Genomic DNA, 18,495 nt, shown 5'->3' with positions numbered 1-18,495 from the left:
ACTTTGCCTCATAATAAGTGACTGTTTTTTGTCAACCTATTTTAGGCATGCACATTACCCCTCTCTGCACGCACACCCTGTAACTTGTAACCTGCAACCTGCTCCCTGCTCCCCTCACTCTTTACTCTCTTCTCTAAACCAACTGCTGTACATCAGGTAATTACCGGCAATGCGGTTAATTTCCCCGCTGATCAGCTCTTCCGGTACGTTTTTAATTTTTTTTGCAGGCACCCCGGCATAAATGGAACCTGCTTCTACTTTCACGCCTTCTAATATTACAGCGCCGGCTGCAATTATGGAATGGCTTCCTATTTCGGCCCTATCCATTATGATGGCGCCCATGCCGATCAAAACATTATCATGCACCGTGCAGCCATGCACAATGGCATTATGACCGATGCTAACATTATTCCCAATAATGGTCTTTGTTTTTTGATAGGTGCAATGTATCACTGCTCCATCCTGTATATTAACTTTATTGCCTATGCGAATGGCATTAACATCTCCTCTTACTACTGCATTGAACCAAACGCTGCAGTCATCTCCCATAGTTACATCCCCCACTATTGTAGCATTAGGCGCTAAATAGCAGTTTTGACCAAAAACAGGAGGTACTCCTTTTACAGGTAACAATAATGGCATAGCTCAATGTTTCTTTTGTATTTTGTGGCGGGAGCGCATCCCCGGTCTGTAAACCGGCAATGGCTCATACCAATGCGATATCAAAATTCACCAGCTCAACAAACTGCTGCACCCTTTCATCAATATCGCTTTTGGTGAGTTCCTTCAGCCGGGTAGTGCCAAATTTTTCCACGCAAAAGGAAGCGATGGCCGAACCGATAACAATAGCCGACTTCATTCCGTCAAAAGAAAAATCCCTGGTACTGTCTAAATAGCCAACGAACCCGCCGGCAAATGTGTCTCCGGCACCGGTTGGGTCAAACACTTCGTCTAAAGGCAGGGCAGGTGCAAAAAATACATGATCGCCGTGGAAAAGCAGCGCGCCGTGCTCTCCCTTTTTTATAACAAGGAATTTGGGGCCCATTTTCATGATCTCCCTTGCGGCCCGCACCAAAGAATATTGGGCGCTTAACTGCCTCGCCTCGCTGTCGTTTACCAGCAGTATATCTACTTCTTTTAATACTTTTTCCAGGTCAGGCATTGCGGTATCCATCCAAAAGTTCATGGTATCGAGTACCGTGAGTTTGGGCCTTTCCTTCAATTGTTCTATTACACTAAGCTGAACGGCAGGCGACAGGTTGCCCAGCATTAAAATATCGGCTCCCTGGTAACCCGCCGGTACAACAGGTTCAAAATCGCCCAGGACGTTGAGCTGGGTTTCGAGGGTATCCCGCGTGTTCATATCCATGTGATACCTGCCGCTCCAGAAGAACGATTTTTTATCTTTTTTTATCTGCACACCATCCATCTGCACGCCCCGGGCTTGCAGCAAATCAAGTTCCTCCTGCGGAAAATCACCCCCTACAACAGAGATCTGCTGAACAGGCCTGGTGAAGTTGGATGCGCTCCATGCAATATAGGTAGCTGCTCCACCCACAATTTTATTGCTTTTTCCGAAAGGCGTTTCAATTGCATCAAAAGCCATAGACCCAACAACGATCACAGACATGAGTATACATTTATGAAATGATCAATACAGTGCTTTAAAAACGGTGCAAAACTAAGTCAAATAAATTAACGCTCTGGTTTTTTTAAACCTTTAAGAGATACGGATTCGTTTTATTTTTGCCGTATGGAATTTGAAAATTTTATTTCCACGCTCACTGCTCCCGCGCCACCCGAAATGGTATCTGTGTATTTGCATGCCATGTGGTTTGATGCCAGGGGAGACTGGGATAAGGCACACAACATCGTTCAGGATATTAACGACAGCAAAGCCGCTCTCATTCATGCCTACCTGCACCGCAAAGAAGGCGATGCCTCCAATGCCCGTTACTGGTATAACCGTGCAGGCAAACCATTCCCTGCCCTTTCGCTGCAGCAGGAATGGGAACAAATAGTAAGAGATTTATTGCACACGGCAAACCAATACACAGCGTTCTGATCTTCAGATTTTATTTTCTTCCGGGAAGGCTTTTAATATGCGGCAGCCCTATGGCCGGATTTTTGATGGCTGCGAAGCAACCGTATCTGTTGCAGGTGTTTGTATGGTGTCGCTGCCGCAACTTTTGAACAATAAAAGCAACAGCACAAAAGCCAGCACTGCCAGGATAATGGGAAGCATCCAGTTGTTTTTTTTACCAGTTGTTTCCGCAGCATGAACTGCGTGGGCGGCGCTGTCTTTCGCATCCGAAAAGCCCGGCATCAGTTTGGATCCGATCTCCGAAAGACTACCTAATCCCAATGTGCCTGCCAGGTTGAAGCCGGAAGGGATCGCCGAAAGGATACTGTCTTTTTGTGTGGCTAAAAAAGAAGTGATCCCCGAAGTATCCAGGTTGTTATCCGCAGCATATTTACCCAGGCTTCCCAAAGCAGCAGGCGCTACCATATTCAGCAACGATGAAGCAGAGGATTGCTTAATACCTGCGAATCCTGAAAGGAGACTGGAAATGTTACCCGATTTATCACCAAATAAACTGCCCGCCAAACTCAGTAGGCCCGGAAACTTTCCGCCATCCTCCAGTGATCCTCCCAGGTTACCCAATATACCGCTGCTGCCCGCCTGTTTTGCCAGGTCTAAAAGCGATTGGGCGCCGGCACTGCTTTCTGCTTTGTTTAAAAAACCGGCCAACACCGATGGTACCGCGCCGCTCAGTGCTTTCTGGATGCCGCCCTCATTCTCTCCCAGCACAGATGCAGCCTTGTTTATCAGATCATTACTGAAAAGGCTCTTAACAGAATCAATAAGATTGAATGCCATAGTGATTAGATTTAATTGTGTACAATATGGAAGCGAAGTAGTTTAAACGTTATCATTGATAGCAGCTACTGCAAACGTATAAAAAATACATCTTATGCTTTAATACAATTTAATCCGCCCAAAAGTTTATTTAGGAAAAGGTCAGCGAAATAATTGGTTTGCATTACTTTAGATTAAATATCTTTGCACTGATATTTTATTTGGGATAAGTGGATTCAATTTATCCTTATATTTATAAGATTGATTTTGTTTTATTACTGCCTAATTTATGATCGCTGAAACCAACTATTGCTATTGAAAGTCTTTAAAGTTCTGTTTTCATAAAAAACCTTATCCGAGTATGTTTGAACACAATCCTGTGAATGATAAAATTACTATTTTAATAGTTGATGATCATAAACTGATCAGGGATACCTGGTCGTTTATTTTAAACAGCGATCCGCGTTTTCAGGTCATTGCCGAAACCGATTCCGGCAAAGAGGCTATTGAACTTGCCGAAAACAATCGTCCTCATATCGTATTGATGGATATCAATATGAGCCCGATGAACGGTTTTGAGGCCACGAAAGAGATCCGGAAAGTATCGCCCGACTCGAAGATCATCGGGGTTTCCATGCATTCGCAACCGGCCTATGCAAAAAAAATGCTCCAGGTAGGCGCTATGGGCTATATCACAAAAAATTCCTCCAAGGAAGAAATGATCGGCGCCATCAGCGAGGTAGCACAAGGCAACAAATACATTTGCCATGAAGTGAAGGCCATCCTTTCGGAACAAATCCTGGAAGACAACGAAAAGCCAGACATTAATCTGCTGTCGCAACGTGAAATTGAAATCATTGAGCTGATCAAACAGGGGCAGTCTTCAAAGGAAATTGCACAGCAATTGAATATAACACTTAAAACGGTAGAAGTTCACCGGCACAATATCCTGAAAAAGCTGAATCTGAAAAATACGGCGGCGCTCGTAAATTTTATCAATAATGCCGGCGTGGCCTGATCCCGTTAAAAAATCAAATATTACATAACAATTCATGCCTGCTTCCGCGAACAGGTTTTTTATGTATTTATCATGTCGGCACTCTCTGTTACTACCATTCAAACCCCGTTGTATTGGGAAGATAAGCCAGCCAACCTGCAGATGCTGGAGGAAAAAGTGAACGCCATTGAAGGTAAAACCGAAATTGTTATTTTGCCCGAGATGTTCAGTACAGGCTTTAGCATGCGCCCGGAGGTTTTATCCGAAAAAATGGATGGCACTACCATTGAATGGATGAAAACGGTAGCCGCCCGTAAAAGAGTCATTCTTACCGGCAGCGTCATTATTGAGGAAGACGGAAGCTATTTCAACCGTATGATATGGATGCTGCCCGATGGCAATTGCGGTTATTACGACAAACGGCATTTGTTTGCCTATGCTTCCGAAGATAGATCCTATACCGCTGGAAAAAAAAGGCTTATCGCTTCGGTAAAGGGATGGAAGATCAACCTGCAGGTTTGTTATGATCTCCGGTTCCCGGTTTGGGTGCGGCAAAGAAGTTTTCCCCGGCAGGGAGATGGAATGACTACCCACAATGAATATGACCTTATTGTTTACGTGGCCAATTGGCCGGAACGGCGCAATCATGCATGGAAAACGCTGCTCCAGGCCCGGGCTATAGAAAATCAATGCTACGTAGCCGGTGTTAACCGTGTGGGAAACGACGGGAATGGTATATACCATAGCGGCGATTCCATGATCGTTGATCCGCTTGGCGAAGTGCTGTATACACAGGCGCACAAAGAAGATGTGCATACCGCGATCTTGTATAAAGAAAAGCTGGAAGAAGTACGCACAAGATTTCCTTTCTGGAAAGATGCCGACAGCTTTTTGATTGATCCCTGAAAAAATAAAGATATATGATGAAAACAGCCTGGCTGAACTGCAGCATCTATACCGGAAGTAAAAAGGAAACGGGCAAAGCCATTCTGGTTAACAACAATGTTATTGAAGGGGTGGTTGATGAAAATGAGATTGGGGAAGGATATGCGGTTAAAGATCTTGGAGGACTTAGTATAGCACCCGCTTTTATTGACCTGCAGATCTATGGTGGCAATGGCAGGTTATTTTCGGCCGAATTGGATACAGCCGCAATTGCCGCTACTTACCGGTATTGCCTCAGCGGCGGTTGCACACAGTTTATGCTTACCATGGCCACCAATACCATTGAAAAATTCCTGCAAGGCATTGAACTGGTAAAGCAATACCGGCAACAGGGTGGTAAAGGCGTGCTGGGGTTGCATATGGAAGGACCCTACCTCAACCCTGCAAAAAAGGGGGCGCATATTCTGGAATGCATTAAAAAGCCAACGGTTGAAGAAGTAAGCATGCTGCTGGAAAAAGGTAAGGGTGTACTTAAAATGATGACGATTGCGCCTGAAGTATGTGATGAAGAAATAATAAAAATGCTCATTGACAACGGTATTATTGTTTCTGCCGGGCATAGCAATGCCACTTATGCCGAAGCCACGAAAGCCTTTGGTTTGGGCATCCCCACAGCTACACATCTATTTAATGCCATGTCGGCATTCCAAAGCCGCGAGCCGGGACTGGTTGGAGCCATATACAACAATGCCACCGTTAAAAGCAGCATTGTACCGGATGGGATACACGTTGATTTTGTATCACTGCGTATCAGTAAAAAGATCATGGGCGACCGCCTCTTTTTCATAACAGATGCGGTTGCGGAAACCACTGAAGGCGAATACCGGCATGTATTTAAAGGCAACCGCTATACACTTCCCGATGGAACGCTTTCGGGCTCCGCCTTAACCATGATGCAATCAGTAAAGAATGGGGTGCAGCATGCGGGCATTGCGCTTGAAGAAGCACTGCGCATGGCATCCGCTTATCCCGCGCAGTTGTTAAAGACCCATGTGCCCCTGGGAAAAATAGAAGCAGGCTATGCCGCGGAGTTCGTGGTTTTTAATGATGCGCTGGAAGTGAAGGATGTGATTACGGCCTGAGGGACTGCCCGGTGCCGCGGACTTCAGGCAATAGCCCGTAATAACAACGTCCTTGCGAGGGGTGCATAAATACCGGAAGGTTGAACAACTACACACGCCGAAGCAAGCCCATGGAAACGAAGCGGAATGGTAAGCCAGTTTAAAGAAAAGTGATGCGCCTCCGGGTCGGGGGATTACTTCGACCCGGTGACATATTCACACAGTACTTTAATCCGTTCAGTGTCTCGTAATGACGTTTAAAGCGGTCGGCACCCGACGCAGGAGGGTCAGATCGCTTTAGGAATAATTTTTCTTCCTATCCTTGGAGGATACAAAGTATAACAAGAACGGTGAGGCCTGGGGCAACTCCAAGGAAGCCGAAGTTCAAAAGCCGGAACAAAGGGTTTGCCTTCGCTGTGACCAGACCAGTTGCGTTGGGTATTTGTTCGACCCTTTCAGGGTCGTATTGCTGATCTGTTTTGTGTTATAAACGTTTGGACCCTTTCAGGGTCAATACAAAGCTTTTAAAGCGGTCGGCACCCGACGCAGGAGGGTCAGCACCGCAAACTTCACAATTAAATCAATTCAGAAGACTGCCCATAGAAATTTAGTACATGCAAAACGATCTGACGCTAACGCGTACCGACCGTTTTGCGGTCAGCACCCGACGCAGGAGGGGTCAGACCGCTTTTGGTTGTCTTTATTCTTATCCTGAAAGGATACAAGGTTTATAAAAGAATGGAAAAGCTTTGAGCGACTCCAAGAGAGTCGAAGCTTCAAAAGCGGTCTGTGGCAAGGATTATAAAGCGTTTGCTTCCACTGCATCAGAACAGGTGCTTCATTCCCGTTATGACAAGCATTGCGCATTACCGAACGATCTTCCGGACATAGCTGTTACTCGGCGTTCTGGCGGTTAAAAAATAAACGCCGCTGCTCAGGCTCTGCAAACCGTCTATTATATAGCTGTACCTGCCGGGTGTACATTGCAACTGCTTCAATGCTACCGTTCTGCCATGCAGATCGGTAATGCTGAACTGAACGGTTTGCCGCTTGTCGCTGTAAAAGCTGATGTCTAGCTTATCCTTAAACGGGTTGGGCGCCACGGTAAGGTTAAACTGCGTATTGCTGCTGTCGCTGACGGCAAGCGTATTGCTGTAGGCGTATTTGCCATCGGGTGAAACGATCCGGATCCTGTAAAACCGCCGGGCAGATGCCAGGGGCTGTTTATCGGTAAAGCTGAACAGGGAGGAGCCGGTATTTGTATAGTACACCTTGCCTATTGACTTGTATGCCCCGTTGCTGTTATCAGCAGCTTCCACCTCAAAATAGGCAGCACCCTGCTCGCTATACTCCCAGGTTAATACCACCTGGTTATTGCTGAGCTGGGATGTGAAGTTGGCAATGCCAAAGGGGAGGATATAGAGCGGCATCCATTGGGAAATGTCCAGATCATACAAGCCTTGGGTAACAGTAAAAGGAACTCCAAATACGGTTGCAGTGAAAAATTCACTGGAAATCAAAACCCTGGTTTGATTAATGGCAGCTATTCCTTCTATTTGGCCTATACCTGTAGTTGGAGAATTCGCAATAAGCCCCAGATTAATTTTTCTTTTATTGCCCGATGTGAATATGCTATTATAATCGTTGAAATCACTAATTATGAACATTCCTCCGCTTGGAGGAAGTACTTGAGGCGGATCATAACCTAATAGAATAACTGCATTGTCATTGGCCTTGGTAGCAGCAGTAATCCGCAAGGTTCCTGAATTAAAAGTTTCAAGGTATGTTGCTTCCTGCGCTCCGGGCGTAGCAGGCAAAACATAATGTTTGGTGCCATTTCCATCCCATCCTTTTGTAAATAAATGCAGGTTACCTTCGTGATAGATCATCGCCTCGCAGTCAAAAGGAGTATTGGAGTTAGACGTAAAATCAAACTGATCATTATAGGCAAAATCAATTGTTTCGATATCTGCCGCTGATATGGTTGCAGGGTTTTCCTCAGTAGCAGAAATAAGGGTTTTGGCAACTCTGAAGACCCTGAGATTCTGTCTGGTTCCCAAATTGTTCCCAAAATCGCCTACATAAATATAAGTTTCGTCCTGTGTAATATCTTCCCAATCCATATTGGTAACGGGAACATCAAGAGTAATGCTTTTAAGTATCTCACCCGTTGCAGCATCCATTTCATAAATAATGGGATCGTTACCGCTGTCTTCATGACCATACAGCTTTCCATTCCAATAGATCATCCCGCTTATTTCCTCCAGGTCTCCGGGAAGTGTTGCGATCTTTGAATTCAGCAAATTAACAGAGCCGTCAGCGTAAACGCACGACCCATCGCTAATAGTAGCATTGGGATTATAATCGTCAACATCCGCAGGATCCATACAACCCGGCACATCCTGTGCACGAAGAGAGTAGCTTGCTGTAAAGCACAGCACAAGCGCAATTAAAATGATACGCATCTTATATAATTACTTTTAGGTTCCTTGTGTATACAGGGGCTGGCGTTGCAGGTAACGGAGGTATTGTATAGGACTTGGTCTGTACTCAGTTGAATGCGGCAGAATACCGCGATAGTGCAAGATTAGAAGTAAAACATCGGGATAAGGGATCTTACCGGGATAACCGGATCGCTAAGATAATTGTTTTGTAACGATAAAAAAAGAAAGACCTGTGTTATTATTGCATTATCCCCGGTAGGGTATACTTTACCGTTAGTATCACTGTATTTATTGAATTGCAGGTGAATCTTTTATGATCTCCATCACCCTGTCCATTTTGCCGTCCCTGTCGTTCCTGATATTGCTTACCGTGGGCGGCACATACAGATCTGGCATTACACCTCTCCCGTCTTTTGGCCCATGCCGGTACTGCACCAGGCGAAACAGGGGCATTCTCACTTTCATTTTGGTTTCAGGCAGTATTACGTCAGGTATAAGGATGCCGCTGTTGCCATACGCCCCGCCGCCGGCTTCTTCGCCCACCAGCAATACATTCGGCTGGCCTTTTACGGCATGGGCAAATAAAGTGGAGGCCGAAAATGTGGGCCCGTTGATCAATACAAATACCTTCCCTTTGTAATGATTTCTTCCGCGGGGATGGAATACATGCTTTTCCCAGTACCTGAAATGATACCTGCCATCATCCCTTCTACTGGTGGTAAAAAAGAGGATCAGCGAATTGAGCCATCCCGAGCTGAAATAACGTTTGTAATGCCCCAGCCCGTTGTGCATGGCCGTAACGGTATCGGCAACTTTAAACGGGGTATCGCGTATATACCGGGCAAGAGCGGTATAGTTGTTTACTTTGCCGCCGCCGTTGGTGCGCAGATCAATAACTAAGTTGGATATATTCTTTTTTCGCAACTGCCGGAAGCTTTTCCGGTAAAAAGAAGGCAGCCTGCCCTTATTTCCAAAGCTGTGTATCGTCATTATAGCCAGGGAATGGGCAGAATCTGTTTTCAGCGATCTGAAATTCTCCCATTTGGCCGGCTTCTCCTCCGGGTCAATTTGTTTATTCCTGTTCCGGATAAAGGTTCTTGCCAGGCTGTCGGTAGCGGGGTCAAACAAAGGAACGGTAGTTGTTCTTTCTATGCCCGTGCTGTCTGTATACTCCACGGTATAGTTTTTAGACAGTTCCATAATATTGCGGTGATAATACGGGAATGCTGCGCTGAGCCGTATATAATTCACGTTCTCTGCATAACCGTCTGTTGGCATGAACCGGAACAATGTATCGGCCAGTTGCTGCACATCCAGCCCGTTAATACGGGTGATCAATGTGCCTCTTTTTAAAACGCTGTCTTTTTTATTAAGGTTGGAAGTAAGCACCATTGTATCGGGCCATATTTTCATGAACAGCGGGAAAGAGGGTTGGGCATGCTCACGCTTCCGCCTGCTGTACGCCCGCGGATAGTTAAAGCTGGTATGGCCGCAATGCACTTTGGTGGTTAAAGGGGCAAGTATGGTAAATCCAAACTGTTGCCTCGTCATGGAATCGGTAATGGCATTATAGTATTTGTTGAAATAATAATCCATGGTGTCTTTTGGCGTATACCAGTACAGGGCGGGGTGGAACGCCTCCATTATTTCGCGCAGCAGGGTATAATCTTTACGCAAAGCCTCAGCAGGGAATTTTTTAGCAGGATCCATCGCTTTCCTGGCGGTTCCGCAGCTTGCCGCAAATATTATAAAGACAGAAAATAGTAACCCATGCCTGAACCTGTTTGACATAAGGGTAAAAATAGATTCCAAAATCCAAACGGAGGGGAAAAATGTGGGAAATGTGGGAGATGGTTGCAAGGTTGCAGGTTACAGGAATATCCCCTTCTACCCCCTGTACCCTGAAATCTGTACCAGGACCTTGCAACCTACCCAAACGCATTCCAGCCCTGCGCGGTTAAAGCATGTTTGTTGCCCGAGCGGGTTATAATGTGCATGCCTTCCACAGGCTCCGTAATATAGCCAATTGCGCTGATCTGTTCATTGAGCACGATCTTATCATAATCTTCCTGCCTGATGGTAAAAAGCAATTCATAATCTTCGCCACCGCTTAATGCACAGGCCGTAGGGTCAAGGTCGAGCTTAAAAGCAAATTGCCGCGATGCTTCGTCAACAGGGATCTTATCTTCATGGATCACACAACCCGCATTGCTTTGCTTACAAATATGAAGCAATTCACTGCTCAACCCATCGCTGATGTCCATCATACTGGTAGGAAATATGTCGTTCTCTTCAAAAAAGGCAATGATGTCTTTTCTTGCTTCAGGTTTTAAGAGGCGGCGCAAAATATAGTCCTGGCTTTCGAGATCGGGTTGCACGGAAGGGCTTTCCATAAATATCTTTTTCTCTCTTTCCATCAGCAATAAACCTAAGTAAGCCGCTCCCAGATCGCCGCTCACACAAACAAGATCGCCCTTTTTAGCGCCATCACGCTTTACAAACCGGTCGGGCGCCACCTCCCCGATCGCCGTAACACTTATAATAAATCCTTTATTGGAAGTGGTGGTATCGCCTCCCACAAGGTCAACATTGTATTTTTCACATGCAGCATATACACCTTCGTAAAATTCTTCCAGGGCTTCAACACTAAAGCGGTTGCTGATGCCTATGCTCAGGGTAATTTGTGTGGGAGTGGCGTTCATGGCATATACATCGCTGAGGTTTACCACCACGCTCTTATACCCCAGGTGCCTGAGTGGCGTATATACCATATCAAAATGAACGCCTTCTATCAGCAGGTCGGTGGTTACTACGATCTGTTTACCAAAATGATCCAGCACCGCGGCATCATCACCTATGCTCAGCACAGTAGAGGCATGATGTGTTTCATTGTTTTGAGTGAGGTGATCAATCAAGCCAAATTCGCCAAGCGAAGCTATTTCTGTACGTGATGACATGAAAAAAGATTGAAAGTTATGACTATCTCCTGTTTGATTTATATACCACGAATGCACGGATTCGTATAGTTTTACCAGGTCAATAAATAATTCGTGTATTATTTCCTTCCGTTAATGCCGGCCAGCAATGCATCGTGTATTTTTCCGTTCGTAGCCAGTATTTGCGGCTGGTAGGGAGAATAGTAATTGTTGCTGAAATCGGTGATCTTCCCCCCGGCTTCTTCAACCATCAAAAAACCGGCGGCGCTGTCCCATGCGTGCAGCCTGTGCTCATAAAAACCATCGAACCTGCCTGCAGCTACCCAGCACAGGTCAATGGCTGCAGAACCCAAACGCCTTACCGGGATACCCTGCCGGATGAGGGTATTAAAAACATCCAGCGGACCGTTTGGCTCATCTAAAAGGCTGTATGGAAAGCCGGTAACCAGGCAGGAGCTTCCCAGGTCGGACTTTGAGCTTACACGGACAGGCTTGTTATTCAGGGTTGCACCCCTGCCCTTTTCGGCTACAAAAAGTTCATTTAAAAACGGGTTGTATACTGCTCCCAGTATCATTTTCCCCTCGTGTTCTATGCCTATGCTTACACAGCAAATGGGAATACCGTTGGCATAATTAACCGTTCCGTCTAAAGGGTCAATGATCCATTTATAGGCGGAGTCCGTCACAAGCTCCCCAATCTCTTCGCTCAGGATAAAATGATCGGGATAATTCTTTTTAATAATATCAATAATGGCTTTTTCAGACGCATGGTCTATTTCTGTTACCAGGTTATTGATGCCTTCTTTGTTGGAAATTTTGAATGTGCCGTTAAACGAATCCCGCATAATGGTACCCGCCGCTTCGGCAGCTTCTAATAAAGTTGTTTTTAGCATGTTGCAAAGATAACGACTTGCAAAATGTGTATATGCATCTGCTTTAAGCGCACATGTGACGAAAGTTTTCCGCAAGTACCATCAGCCGGTGAGCGCAATTTTTAGCTATCTATTGATAAAATTAACTTTGGAGTAAAATCAAAACTTCAAAAAAAAGTTATCTTTACCCATAAACCTAAACAATATATCAATTATGGAATTATTTAAATCCGGTAATCCCACGCTCAGTGAAAAAATGTTCAAATCAACACTGTCAGCGTATGGTGAGGATGTTATGACGGTAAGAGGGACGTTGAATAAATTTGGTTTTCTCTTTTTAATGGTTATGGCCACCGCTTTTTTTAGCTGGTATAGTTTTGGTCAGGGTGTGGATGTAACCTCTTATATGTGGGGCGGCGCCATAGGCGGGCTGATAGTAGCGCTGGTGATCGTTTTCAAAAAAACATGGGCTCCATTCCTGGCGCCTGCCTATGCTTTGCTGGAAGGATTGTTCGTAGGCGCCATATCGGCTTATTATAATCATGCATTTGAAGCAACCGCGCCATATATTATAACGCAGGCTGTTGGTTTAACATTTGGTGTAGCCATTGCCATGTTTGTGTTGTATAATATGCGCATAATCCGCGCTACGGAAACTTTTAAATCGGTTATCATAACAGCAACCGCGGGTATCGCCATTTTTTACCTTATTTCAATTGTGCTTCGTTTTTTCAGTATAGATATTCCGTTTATTCACCAGGGCAGTACATTCGGGATCATTTTTTCGTTATTTGTTGTAGCTATCGCCGCGCTTAACCTGATACTGGATTTTGACATGATTGAGCGCGGTTCGGATGCAGGCGCGCCCAGGTTCATGGAATGGTATGGCGCTTTTGGATTGTTGGTTACCATTGTATGGCTTTATCTTGAAATATTAAGATTGCTGGCAAAACTGAACAGCAGGAAATAAAGACTTTCCAGGAGACTTTTTCCAAATATTATTTATGGGGCTGTCTCAAAAAGGCGGTATACAAAATATGCCACAAAGTCCTGATCTTCAGATTTTATTTTCTTAGTGGCTTAGTGGCAAAATATGACTTTTGAGACAGCCATTTTTTATACCATGTATCATTTATCCGTTTTCGCTGAACCCGGGGTACAGGGTCATACCTCCGTCAACAAATAAAGTAGTGCCGTTCACATAATCGGAGTCATCGCTGGCCAACCACACAGCGGCTGCAGCAATATCTTCCACCACCCCCACCCGTTGGTAAGGTATCAATTGCAGTAATTTTTTTTCTGCCTGCGGTGTAGCCCATGCATCATGATTGATAGGCGTTTTAATGGCTCCGGGAGCAATGCTGTTGACCCGGATCTTTTTAGGAGCAAACTCCTGGGCAATGCTTTTCATCATCAGCATGATCCCTCCTTTGCTGGCCGCATAATTAGCGTGCCCGGCCCAGGGGATCACTTCGTGTACGCTGCTCATGCAAATGATTTTACCTGCGGACCTGGATTTTTGCGGCACAATGCCTCCTCTCAGAAATTCACGGATGGCAGCTCTTGCGCAGAGGAACTGCCCGGTGAGGTTTACACTCAGCACTGTATTCCATTGCTCCAGCGTCATTTTTTCAAATGCAGCATCGCGTTGCAGGCCGGCATTGTTTATGAGTATATCAACGGTGCCGAAACGGGTTATCGTTTCACCAAACATTTTTTCAACTTCTTCTTCCCGGCTAACGTCGCATTGAAATGTAATGCCTTCACCACCTGCCGCCTTAATGGAGGAGAGTACAGCTTCCGCGGCATCCTTAGTGGCAGCTACAGGATGATTGATTACCACCGTTGCTCCCGCGGCTGCCAGCGCTTTTGCCGTACCGGCGCCAATCCCGGAGCTGGCGCCGGTAACAATGGCAACCTGGTTTTGCAATTTCTTTTCTGCCATGATTGTTGATTAAGTAATTAAATTTCCTGTAACTCATCAATGTGCAAGCTGTTTTGGACAGACTGATAAATATCCTGCTATAAGCTATGATTACCCGGGCTCATTTTGCCGGAACCGCTTTTGTATAATACTGAGCTGGCCGGGATTGAGCGATGAGGTTTTTTTAAGCACTTCAATAAAATAGGCTACTTCTTTTTCGGTGGCAGGGCATCCGCTGTTGTTGCCGGTGGCATCAGTGCCTGCGCCTTCCGGTCTCATCTTCGAATCGGCCAACAATATGCCTTTACTGTTGAATACCAGCCAGAAAGGAATGCCGGACTGATCGCCTTTGTATTTTTTCATCAACGCCAGTGCGCCGGGGTTTTCCAACTGTTCTTTCCCTTTCAACTCTTTTACTACCAGGTGGGTGATGATGTAACTGGCATCAAAAAAAGCCTTGCAGGCAGGGTCACTCATTGAGCTGTCCATTTTATGGCACCATCCGCACCATGAAGCATGGAAGATCACGAACACGTTTTTATTTTCTTTTGCCGCCTGCGCACTGGCTTCGTTTAAAACTTCCGTTGCAGACGGAGGTTGTGCAAATGCGGAAGATAAAAACAACAGGATAAATACCATCAATGGAGTCGGTCTTTTCATATATTATTCCATAAGCCTGTACAATTCATCCAGGTTGGGCGAAAGAATGATCTCTGTTCTGCGGTTAAGCGCCCTGCCTTCGGGGGTGGCGTTGGTATCGCGCGGATCGAAATAGCTATGTCCCGATGCCACCACTCTGGCAGGATCTACCTGGTAATCTTTCGTGAGGATGCGCACAATAGAAACTGCCCTTGCAGTGCTTAATGCCCAGTTATCTTCAAATGTTCTGCGGATGGGTATGCTGTCGGTATGTCCTTCTACCACGATCTGTATTTTAGGATCGGTATTGAGCACCTGGGCTATTTTGCCCAATGCTTCCTGCCCGTTTTTTCCTACCACTGCACTGCCCGATTTGAAAAGCAGGTTTTCCTGTAAGGATACATACACTTTACCATCCTTTACGAATACATCGAGATCTTCGGCTTTATACTGGCCCAGCGCATTGTTAATGGTGTTGCGCAGGTTTTCTACCACGCTGCGCTGCTGATCTATGAGCTTTTGTAATGCTTCCAGCCTTTTTTGCTGTTCTTCAATGGTAAGTGTAGTGCTGCTCAGTTGTTCCTTGGCGCTGGTGAGGAGCTGTTGTGCATTGCTCAGTTCCTGCTCCTTGAGGCTTTTGGCAGAAGCAATATCACTAAGCTCCTTTTTTAATGCCTCATTTTGCTGCCCGCTTTCTCTCAGGTTTTTGCGCAGGACCGAAAGATCATTTTCAAAGCGGAGACTATCCTGTTGTAATGCTTTAATGGCATTGGTAGCTTCAACGAATTTTTTCTTCGATACACAGGAAGTAAAACCTGCGCAAACGATCAAAATTGCAAGGGGAAATAGCAGCTGCTTCATATAAATTGGTTTTTCTGTTTACAACTAACACACACGAATAGTTGCCCTGATAGAATGATGTACTGCCCAAAAATAAAGAAATATTTGGTTGCGCATGATTTCGGATAATATTTTGCCACAAAGGCACAAAGGAACGAAGAAAGTAGAGCCTAAAGCTCAGGATTTCGTGTTTTTGTGCCTGCCCCCGTCCGGTTCAGGCGAGTCTTTGTGGCATATTCCGGAACAACGTTTTTAGACAGTTTCCTATCAAACAACCGGAGAAACAGTATAAAAGTTTTACCAACTGCTAAAGCGTACCCCCACTGCGTAAGGGTGCTGATCTACGCCGTATTGATGTAAAGGTGTGATGGCATAAGAACCATAGAGGCGTACAGGTCCTAATCCGAGCTCTGCAATATACGCAAGCTTCCATCTTTCAAGGTTAAAGTCGCCTGCGAATTTCTGTTTGCCCAGGTCATCGCTCTTTTGCTTATTCCTTGCACCATATAAATAGCTGGCGCTTGCCCCTATACTGATGTTCAGTCCGCCGTTTTTGTGCCCGGGAAGCGGATTGATGTTCAGCATTAACGGAACGGTTACATAATCAAAAGCGAGTTTATTTCTTTTAAAACTGATATTCTGCCGCTCCACATAAGGGTTGGGTGCTTCTATATAACGGATATCTGACTTGTAATAATATTTATACAATTCTATTCCCGCGCCATATTTAAGATTCACTACCTGTTTGTAAAGGCTCATACGCTGCATAAAAAGCCACACATTAAAATTGAAAGATCCTGTCTTTACGGTAAAATCACTTTTATCGGCAGGGTGTGCCAGCGTGGCTCCATGCACAAAAGACCGGGCTTCTGTTGTGCCGTAATTTGTCTTATCATCGTGATTGGCGAAACCCAGGTCTACAACAAACCAGTTGGTAGACACTTTGTTTTTCCAGCGGCTCCTGTGCGGGTTTCCTTGTTTGCGGTATGCATTGTCTTCACTTTTGTCTTCCTTCCCGTTTTTTATAATAATGATAGAACCTACCCTTAAGGTATCTGAGGCGGGGTTTTCCTGTAGCGTGGTATCTGTTTGCGCCATTCCTGTAAGGCATAGCAATACGCTACCCATCATCATCAGATGTACTTTTTTCATTGTTCCTGGTTTAAAATTGATGCGTTTTTTATTTTCTGGTAATTTCAAAACTGGCAACCCGCACAACAGATTGCTTATCATCGCTGATATCGGGATTTGTTACGTGATCAACAAAGCGGGACGCTTTTCTTAATAATCCACGAAACATACCTTTTGATTTTTTTTCTGTATTATCTGTATCCAAATAAGTGATGCCGTCGTGGGTTTTTGTTACCGCTTCATGCATCATTTCATTGTTCTTGTGTTGAAAAACAGACTGATCAAGGATCAACGGTCTTACTTCTTGCGAAGCAACAGCGTTTGGGATCATCCTCTTTTCTTCAATGACATCGGGAACATGGGCAGCTAACTTTGCAGACCGGTCAGAAGAAGCAGGCTCATGCTCAACAGACGCAATCACTTCAGTTTTTTCAGCATTTGCAATACTGTTTGTTTGAGCGTATAGCTCAACCGGGGTATTGTTGTTGTTCTTTTGCTCCTGCCCGGTGGTGATTGCATTTTTATGGTACGACTCATCTTTTTCGGCTATCGGCAACTGTTCTTCTGATCCTTTCAACTCCGCTAAAGGGCTGATTTCTTTTACTTCATTTTGAATGGTTTCCTGGGGGGGTGACTGCTTTTCCGCTGCTAAAGGCTGCTGTGCTGCCGGCTGATGGGGCATAAGGTTGCCGGCATTTATCCACAACCAACTGCCTATTGCTATAATGGCAGCGGCTGCAACCATTCGCCTCCATTGAAAAGAGATGACACGCGCTGTTGTTTTCTCTGTCCGGTATAAGGTTTCTTTATTGGTAAATGCAATTGTATTATCAGGTTGTAGCTTTACACGTTGCAGCAGCATAAATTCTGCCTTCTTCTGCGGGTATGCTGTTATGAAATCTTCTACTTCCTTTTGTTGTTCTGCATTGAGCTCTCCATCTGCATACAGTACAAAATATTCTTCGTAATTGTGTATGGTAATAAGGGAGGATACTGATTTATATAAGGTTGCTTTATGCGGGAAAGGGATCCTTTCATCGGCAGGGAGCCGGGTTTGCATGAAGGATTGTAATTCTTCCTTCAGGTCGGGACGGAGGGCAACGAAGGCTTCCACCGCATTACGTTCTGCCGCCTCCAGTTCATTATCTGCATAAAGCAGAAAGAACATTTCATAATTATGCCTGTTGATTTCCATGTTTAGTTTTTTTCTTATCACTTACAACTTACCACTTACCACTCATATCACATTCTCCACCTTAACCAGGTATTCCTTTAATTGTAACCGGGCGCGGTGCAGGTATACTTTAACCTGGCTTTCGCTCAATCCTGTTATTTTGCCGATCTCTTCGTACGAATAGCCTTCATAGTCTTTCAACATCACCAATGAACGCTGCGTTTCATTCAGTCTTGCCAGGGCCTGCTCCAGTATTTTTCTTACGTTGTGCTTTGGCTGTGCAATGCCTGCATCTTCCCTGAACGCTTCTTTTAAGCTTACCCGTTTCCCTTTCCTGATCTGATCAATCATTTGGTTGTAGGCTACGGTAAACAGGTATGATTTGCTTTTTTCAAACTGCACGTCATGCCTGTTTCGCCACAGTTTTTCAAATGCGGTTTGTACTACATCACGGGCATCTTCTTCATGCCTGAGATTCTTTACGATAAATCTGTATACATTATCTGCATAGCAGTTAACACATTCATTATACTCTCTTTCGGTCATACAGTCAGTTAAATTGCCGTAAAATTACCTTCCTGATGTGTGATTTTGCTTATTATACGGCTAAACGGCGTAAAAGTTACATCAAAGTAAAAATTAAATGATATAGGTTTGCAGCCAGGCATTAAA

Annotated in this window: 18 protein-coding genes; 5 read left to right on the top strand and 13 right to left on the bottom strand. The window is 45.0% G+C overall.

The window, feature by feature from the left end; all coding sequences use genetic code 11:
• Positions 1-114: 114 nt before the first annotated feature.
• The gene (locus PLH26_RS10845; RefSeq protein ID WP_324586036.1) at positions 115-642 is read right to left on the bottom strand and encodes a gamma carbonic anhydrase family protein; all 528 of its coding nucleotides are present in this window, start codon (positions 640-642) and stop codon (positions 115-117) included.
• 64 nt (positions 643-706) lie between these two features.
• On the bottom strand, positions 707-1,630 hold the full coding sequence (locus PLH26_RS10840) for a PfkB family carbohydrate kinase (RefSeq protein WP_324586035.1): 924 nt from the start codon (positions 1,628-1,630) through the stop codon (positions 707-709).
• A 123-nt stretch (positions 1,631-1,753) separates the two neighbouring features.
• On the opposite strand from PLH26_RS10840, the gene PLH26_RS10835 reads away from it, so the two are divergent.
• The gene (locus tag PLH26_RS10835) at positions 1,754-2,065 is read left to right on the top strand and encodes a hypothetical protein (RefSeq protein WP_324586034.1); all 312 of its coding nucleotides are present in this window, start codon (positions 1,754-1,756) and stop codon (positions 2,063-2,065) included.
• A gap of 48 nt (positions 2,066-2,113) precedes the next feature.
• Here PLH26_RS10835 and PLH26_RS10830 read toward each other — a convergent pair whose 3' ends face one another.
• Entirely contained in the window at positions 2,114-2,881 is a 768-nt protein-coding gene (locus PLH26_RS10830) for a DUF937 domain-containing protein (RefSeq protein WP_324586033.1), read from the bottom strand.
• Between the two features lie 340 nt (positions 2,882-3,221).
• Between PLH26_RS10830 and PLH26_RS10825 the strand changes: the two genes are divergently transcribed.
• The 3 genes from PLH26_RS10825 (at position 3,222) to nagA (ending at position 5,884) form a co-directional block, all read left to right on the top strand.
• A complete protein-coding gene (locus PLH26_RS10825; RefSeq protein ID WP_324586032.1) occupies positions 3,222-3,878 on the top strand; it encodes a response regulator in 657 nt (218 codons plus the stop codon).
• A gap of 72 nt (positions 3,879-3,950) precedes the next feature.
• Positions 3,951-4,763, top strand: a complete 813-nt coding sequence (locus PLH26_RS10820) for an amidohydrolase (protein ID WP_324586031.1) — start codon at positions 3,951-3,953, stop codon at positions 4,761-4,763.
• A gap of 14 nt (positions 4,764-4,777) precedes the next feature.
• Positions 4,778-5,884 (top strand): N-acetylglucosamine-6-phosphate deacetylase, encoded by a 1,107-nt coding sequence (gene nagA / locus PLH26_RS10815; protein ID WP_324586030.1) that lies wholly within the window; start codon positions 4,778-4,780, stop codon positions 5,882-5,884.
• Between the two features lie 845 nt (positions 5,885-6,729).
• Here nagA and PLH26_RS10810 read toward each other — a convergent pair.
• The 4 genes from PLH26_RS10810 to PLH26_RS10795 all read right to left on the bottom strand — a co-directional run bounded on the left by PLH26_RS10810 (position 6,730) and on the right by PLH26_RS10795 (position 12,136).
• Positions 6,730-8,328, bottom strand: a complete 1,599-nt coding sequence (locus tag PLH26_RS10810) for a T9SS type A sorting domain-containing protein (RefSeq protein WP_324586029.1) — start codon at positions 8,326-8,328, stop codon at positions 6,730-6,732.
• A 267-nt stretch (positions 8,329-8,595) separates the two neighbouring features.
• Positions 8,596-10,098 (bottom strand): S41 family peptidase, encoded by a 1,503-nt coding sequence (locus PLH26_RS10805; RefSeq protein ID WP_324586028.1) that lies wholly within the window; start codon positions 10,096-10,098, stop codon positions 8,596-8,598.
• Positions 10,099-10,235: 137 nt separating this feature from the next.
• On the bottom strand, positions 10,236-11,264 hold the full coding sequence (thiL, locus tag PLH26_RS10800; protein WP_324586027.1) for a thiamine-phosphate kinase: 1,029 nt from the start codon (positions 11,262-11,264) through the stop codon (positions 10,236-10,238).
• 98 nt (positions 11,265-11,362) lie between these two features.
• Entirely contained in the window at positions 11,363-12,136 is a 774-nt protein-coding gene (locus tag PLH26_RS10795) for an inositol monophosphatase family protein (RefSeq protein WP_324586026.1), read from the bottom strand.
• Positions 12,137-12,329: 193 nt separating this feature from the next.
• Between PLH26_RS10795 and PLH26_RS10790 the strand changes: the two genes are divergently transcribed.
• Positions 12,330-13,085 (top strand): Bax inhibitor-1/YccA family protein, encoded by a 756-nt coding sequence (locus PLH26_RS10790; RefSeq protein WP_324586025.1) that lies wholly within the window; start codon positions 12,330-12,332, stop codon positions 13,083-13,085.
• Positions 13,086-13,247: 162 nt separating this feature from the next.
• Here the strand turns inward: PLH26_RS10790 and PLH26_RS10785 are convergent, their stop codons facing one another.
• From PLH26_RS10785 to PLH26_RS10760, 6 genes are all read right to left on the bottom strand, one after another.
• Entirely contained in the window at positions 13,248-14,060 is an 813-nt protein-coding gene (locus tag PLH26_RS10785) for a glucose 1-dehydrogenase (protein ID WP_324586024.1), read from the bottom strand.
• A gap of 90 nt (positions 14,061-14,150) precedes the next feature.
• Entirely contained in the window at positions 14,151-14,699 is a 549-nt protein-coding gene (locus tag PLH26_RS10780; RefSeq protein WP_324586023.1) for a thioredoxin family protein, read from the bottom strand.
• 3 nt (positions 14,700-14,702) lie between these two features.
• Complete coding sequence (locus tag PLH26_RS10775; RefSeq protein WP_324586022.1) at positions 14,703-15,539, bottom strand: OmpA/MotB family protein; 837 nt, start codon at positions 15,537-15,539, stop codon at positions 14,703-14,705.
• Between the two features lie 276 nt (positions 15,540-15,815).
• A complete protein-coding gene (locus tag PLH26_RS10770) occupies positions 15,816-16,670 on the bottom strand; it encodes a porin family protein (protein WP_324586021.1) in 855 nt (284 codons plus the stop codon).
• A 28-nt stretch (positions 16,671-16,698) separates the two neighbouring features.
• On the bottom strand, positions 16,699-17,844 hold the full coding sequence (locus PLH26_RS10765; protein WP_324586020.1) for an anti-sigma factor: 1,146 nt from the start codon (positions 17,842-17,844) through the stop codon (positions 16,699-16,701).
• Between the two features lie 42 nt (positions 17,845-17,886).
• The gene (locus PLH26_RS10760) at positions 17,887-18,369 is read right to left on the bottom strand and encodes an RNA polymerase sigma factor (RefSeq protein ID WP_324586019.1); all 483 of its coding nucleotides are present in this window, start codon (positions 18,367-18,369) and stop codon (positions 17,887-17,889) included.
• Between the last annotated feature and the right edge of the window lie 126 nt (positions 18,370-18,495).

The organism is Agriterribacter sp. (assembly GCF_035444585.1).
Lineage (GTDB): Bacteria > Bacteroidota > Bacteroidia > Chitinophagales > Chitinophagaceae > Agriterribacter.
The sequence above is the reverse complement of the archived record's forward strand: the minus strand, read 5'-3'. Positions and strand labels throughout refer to the sequence as shown.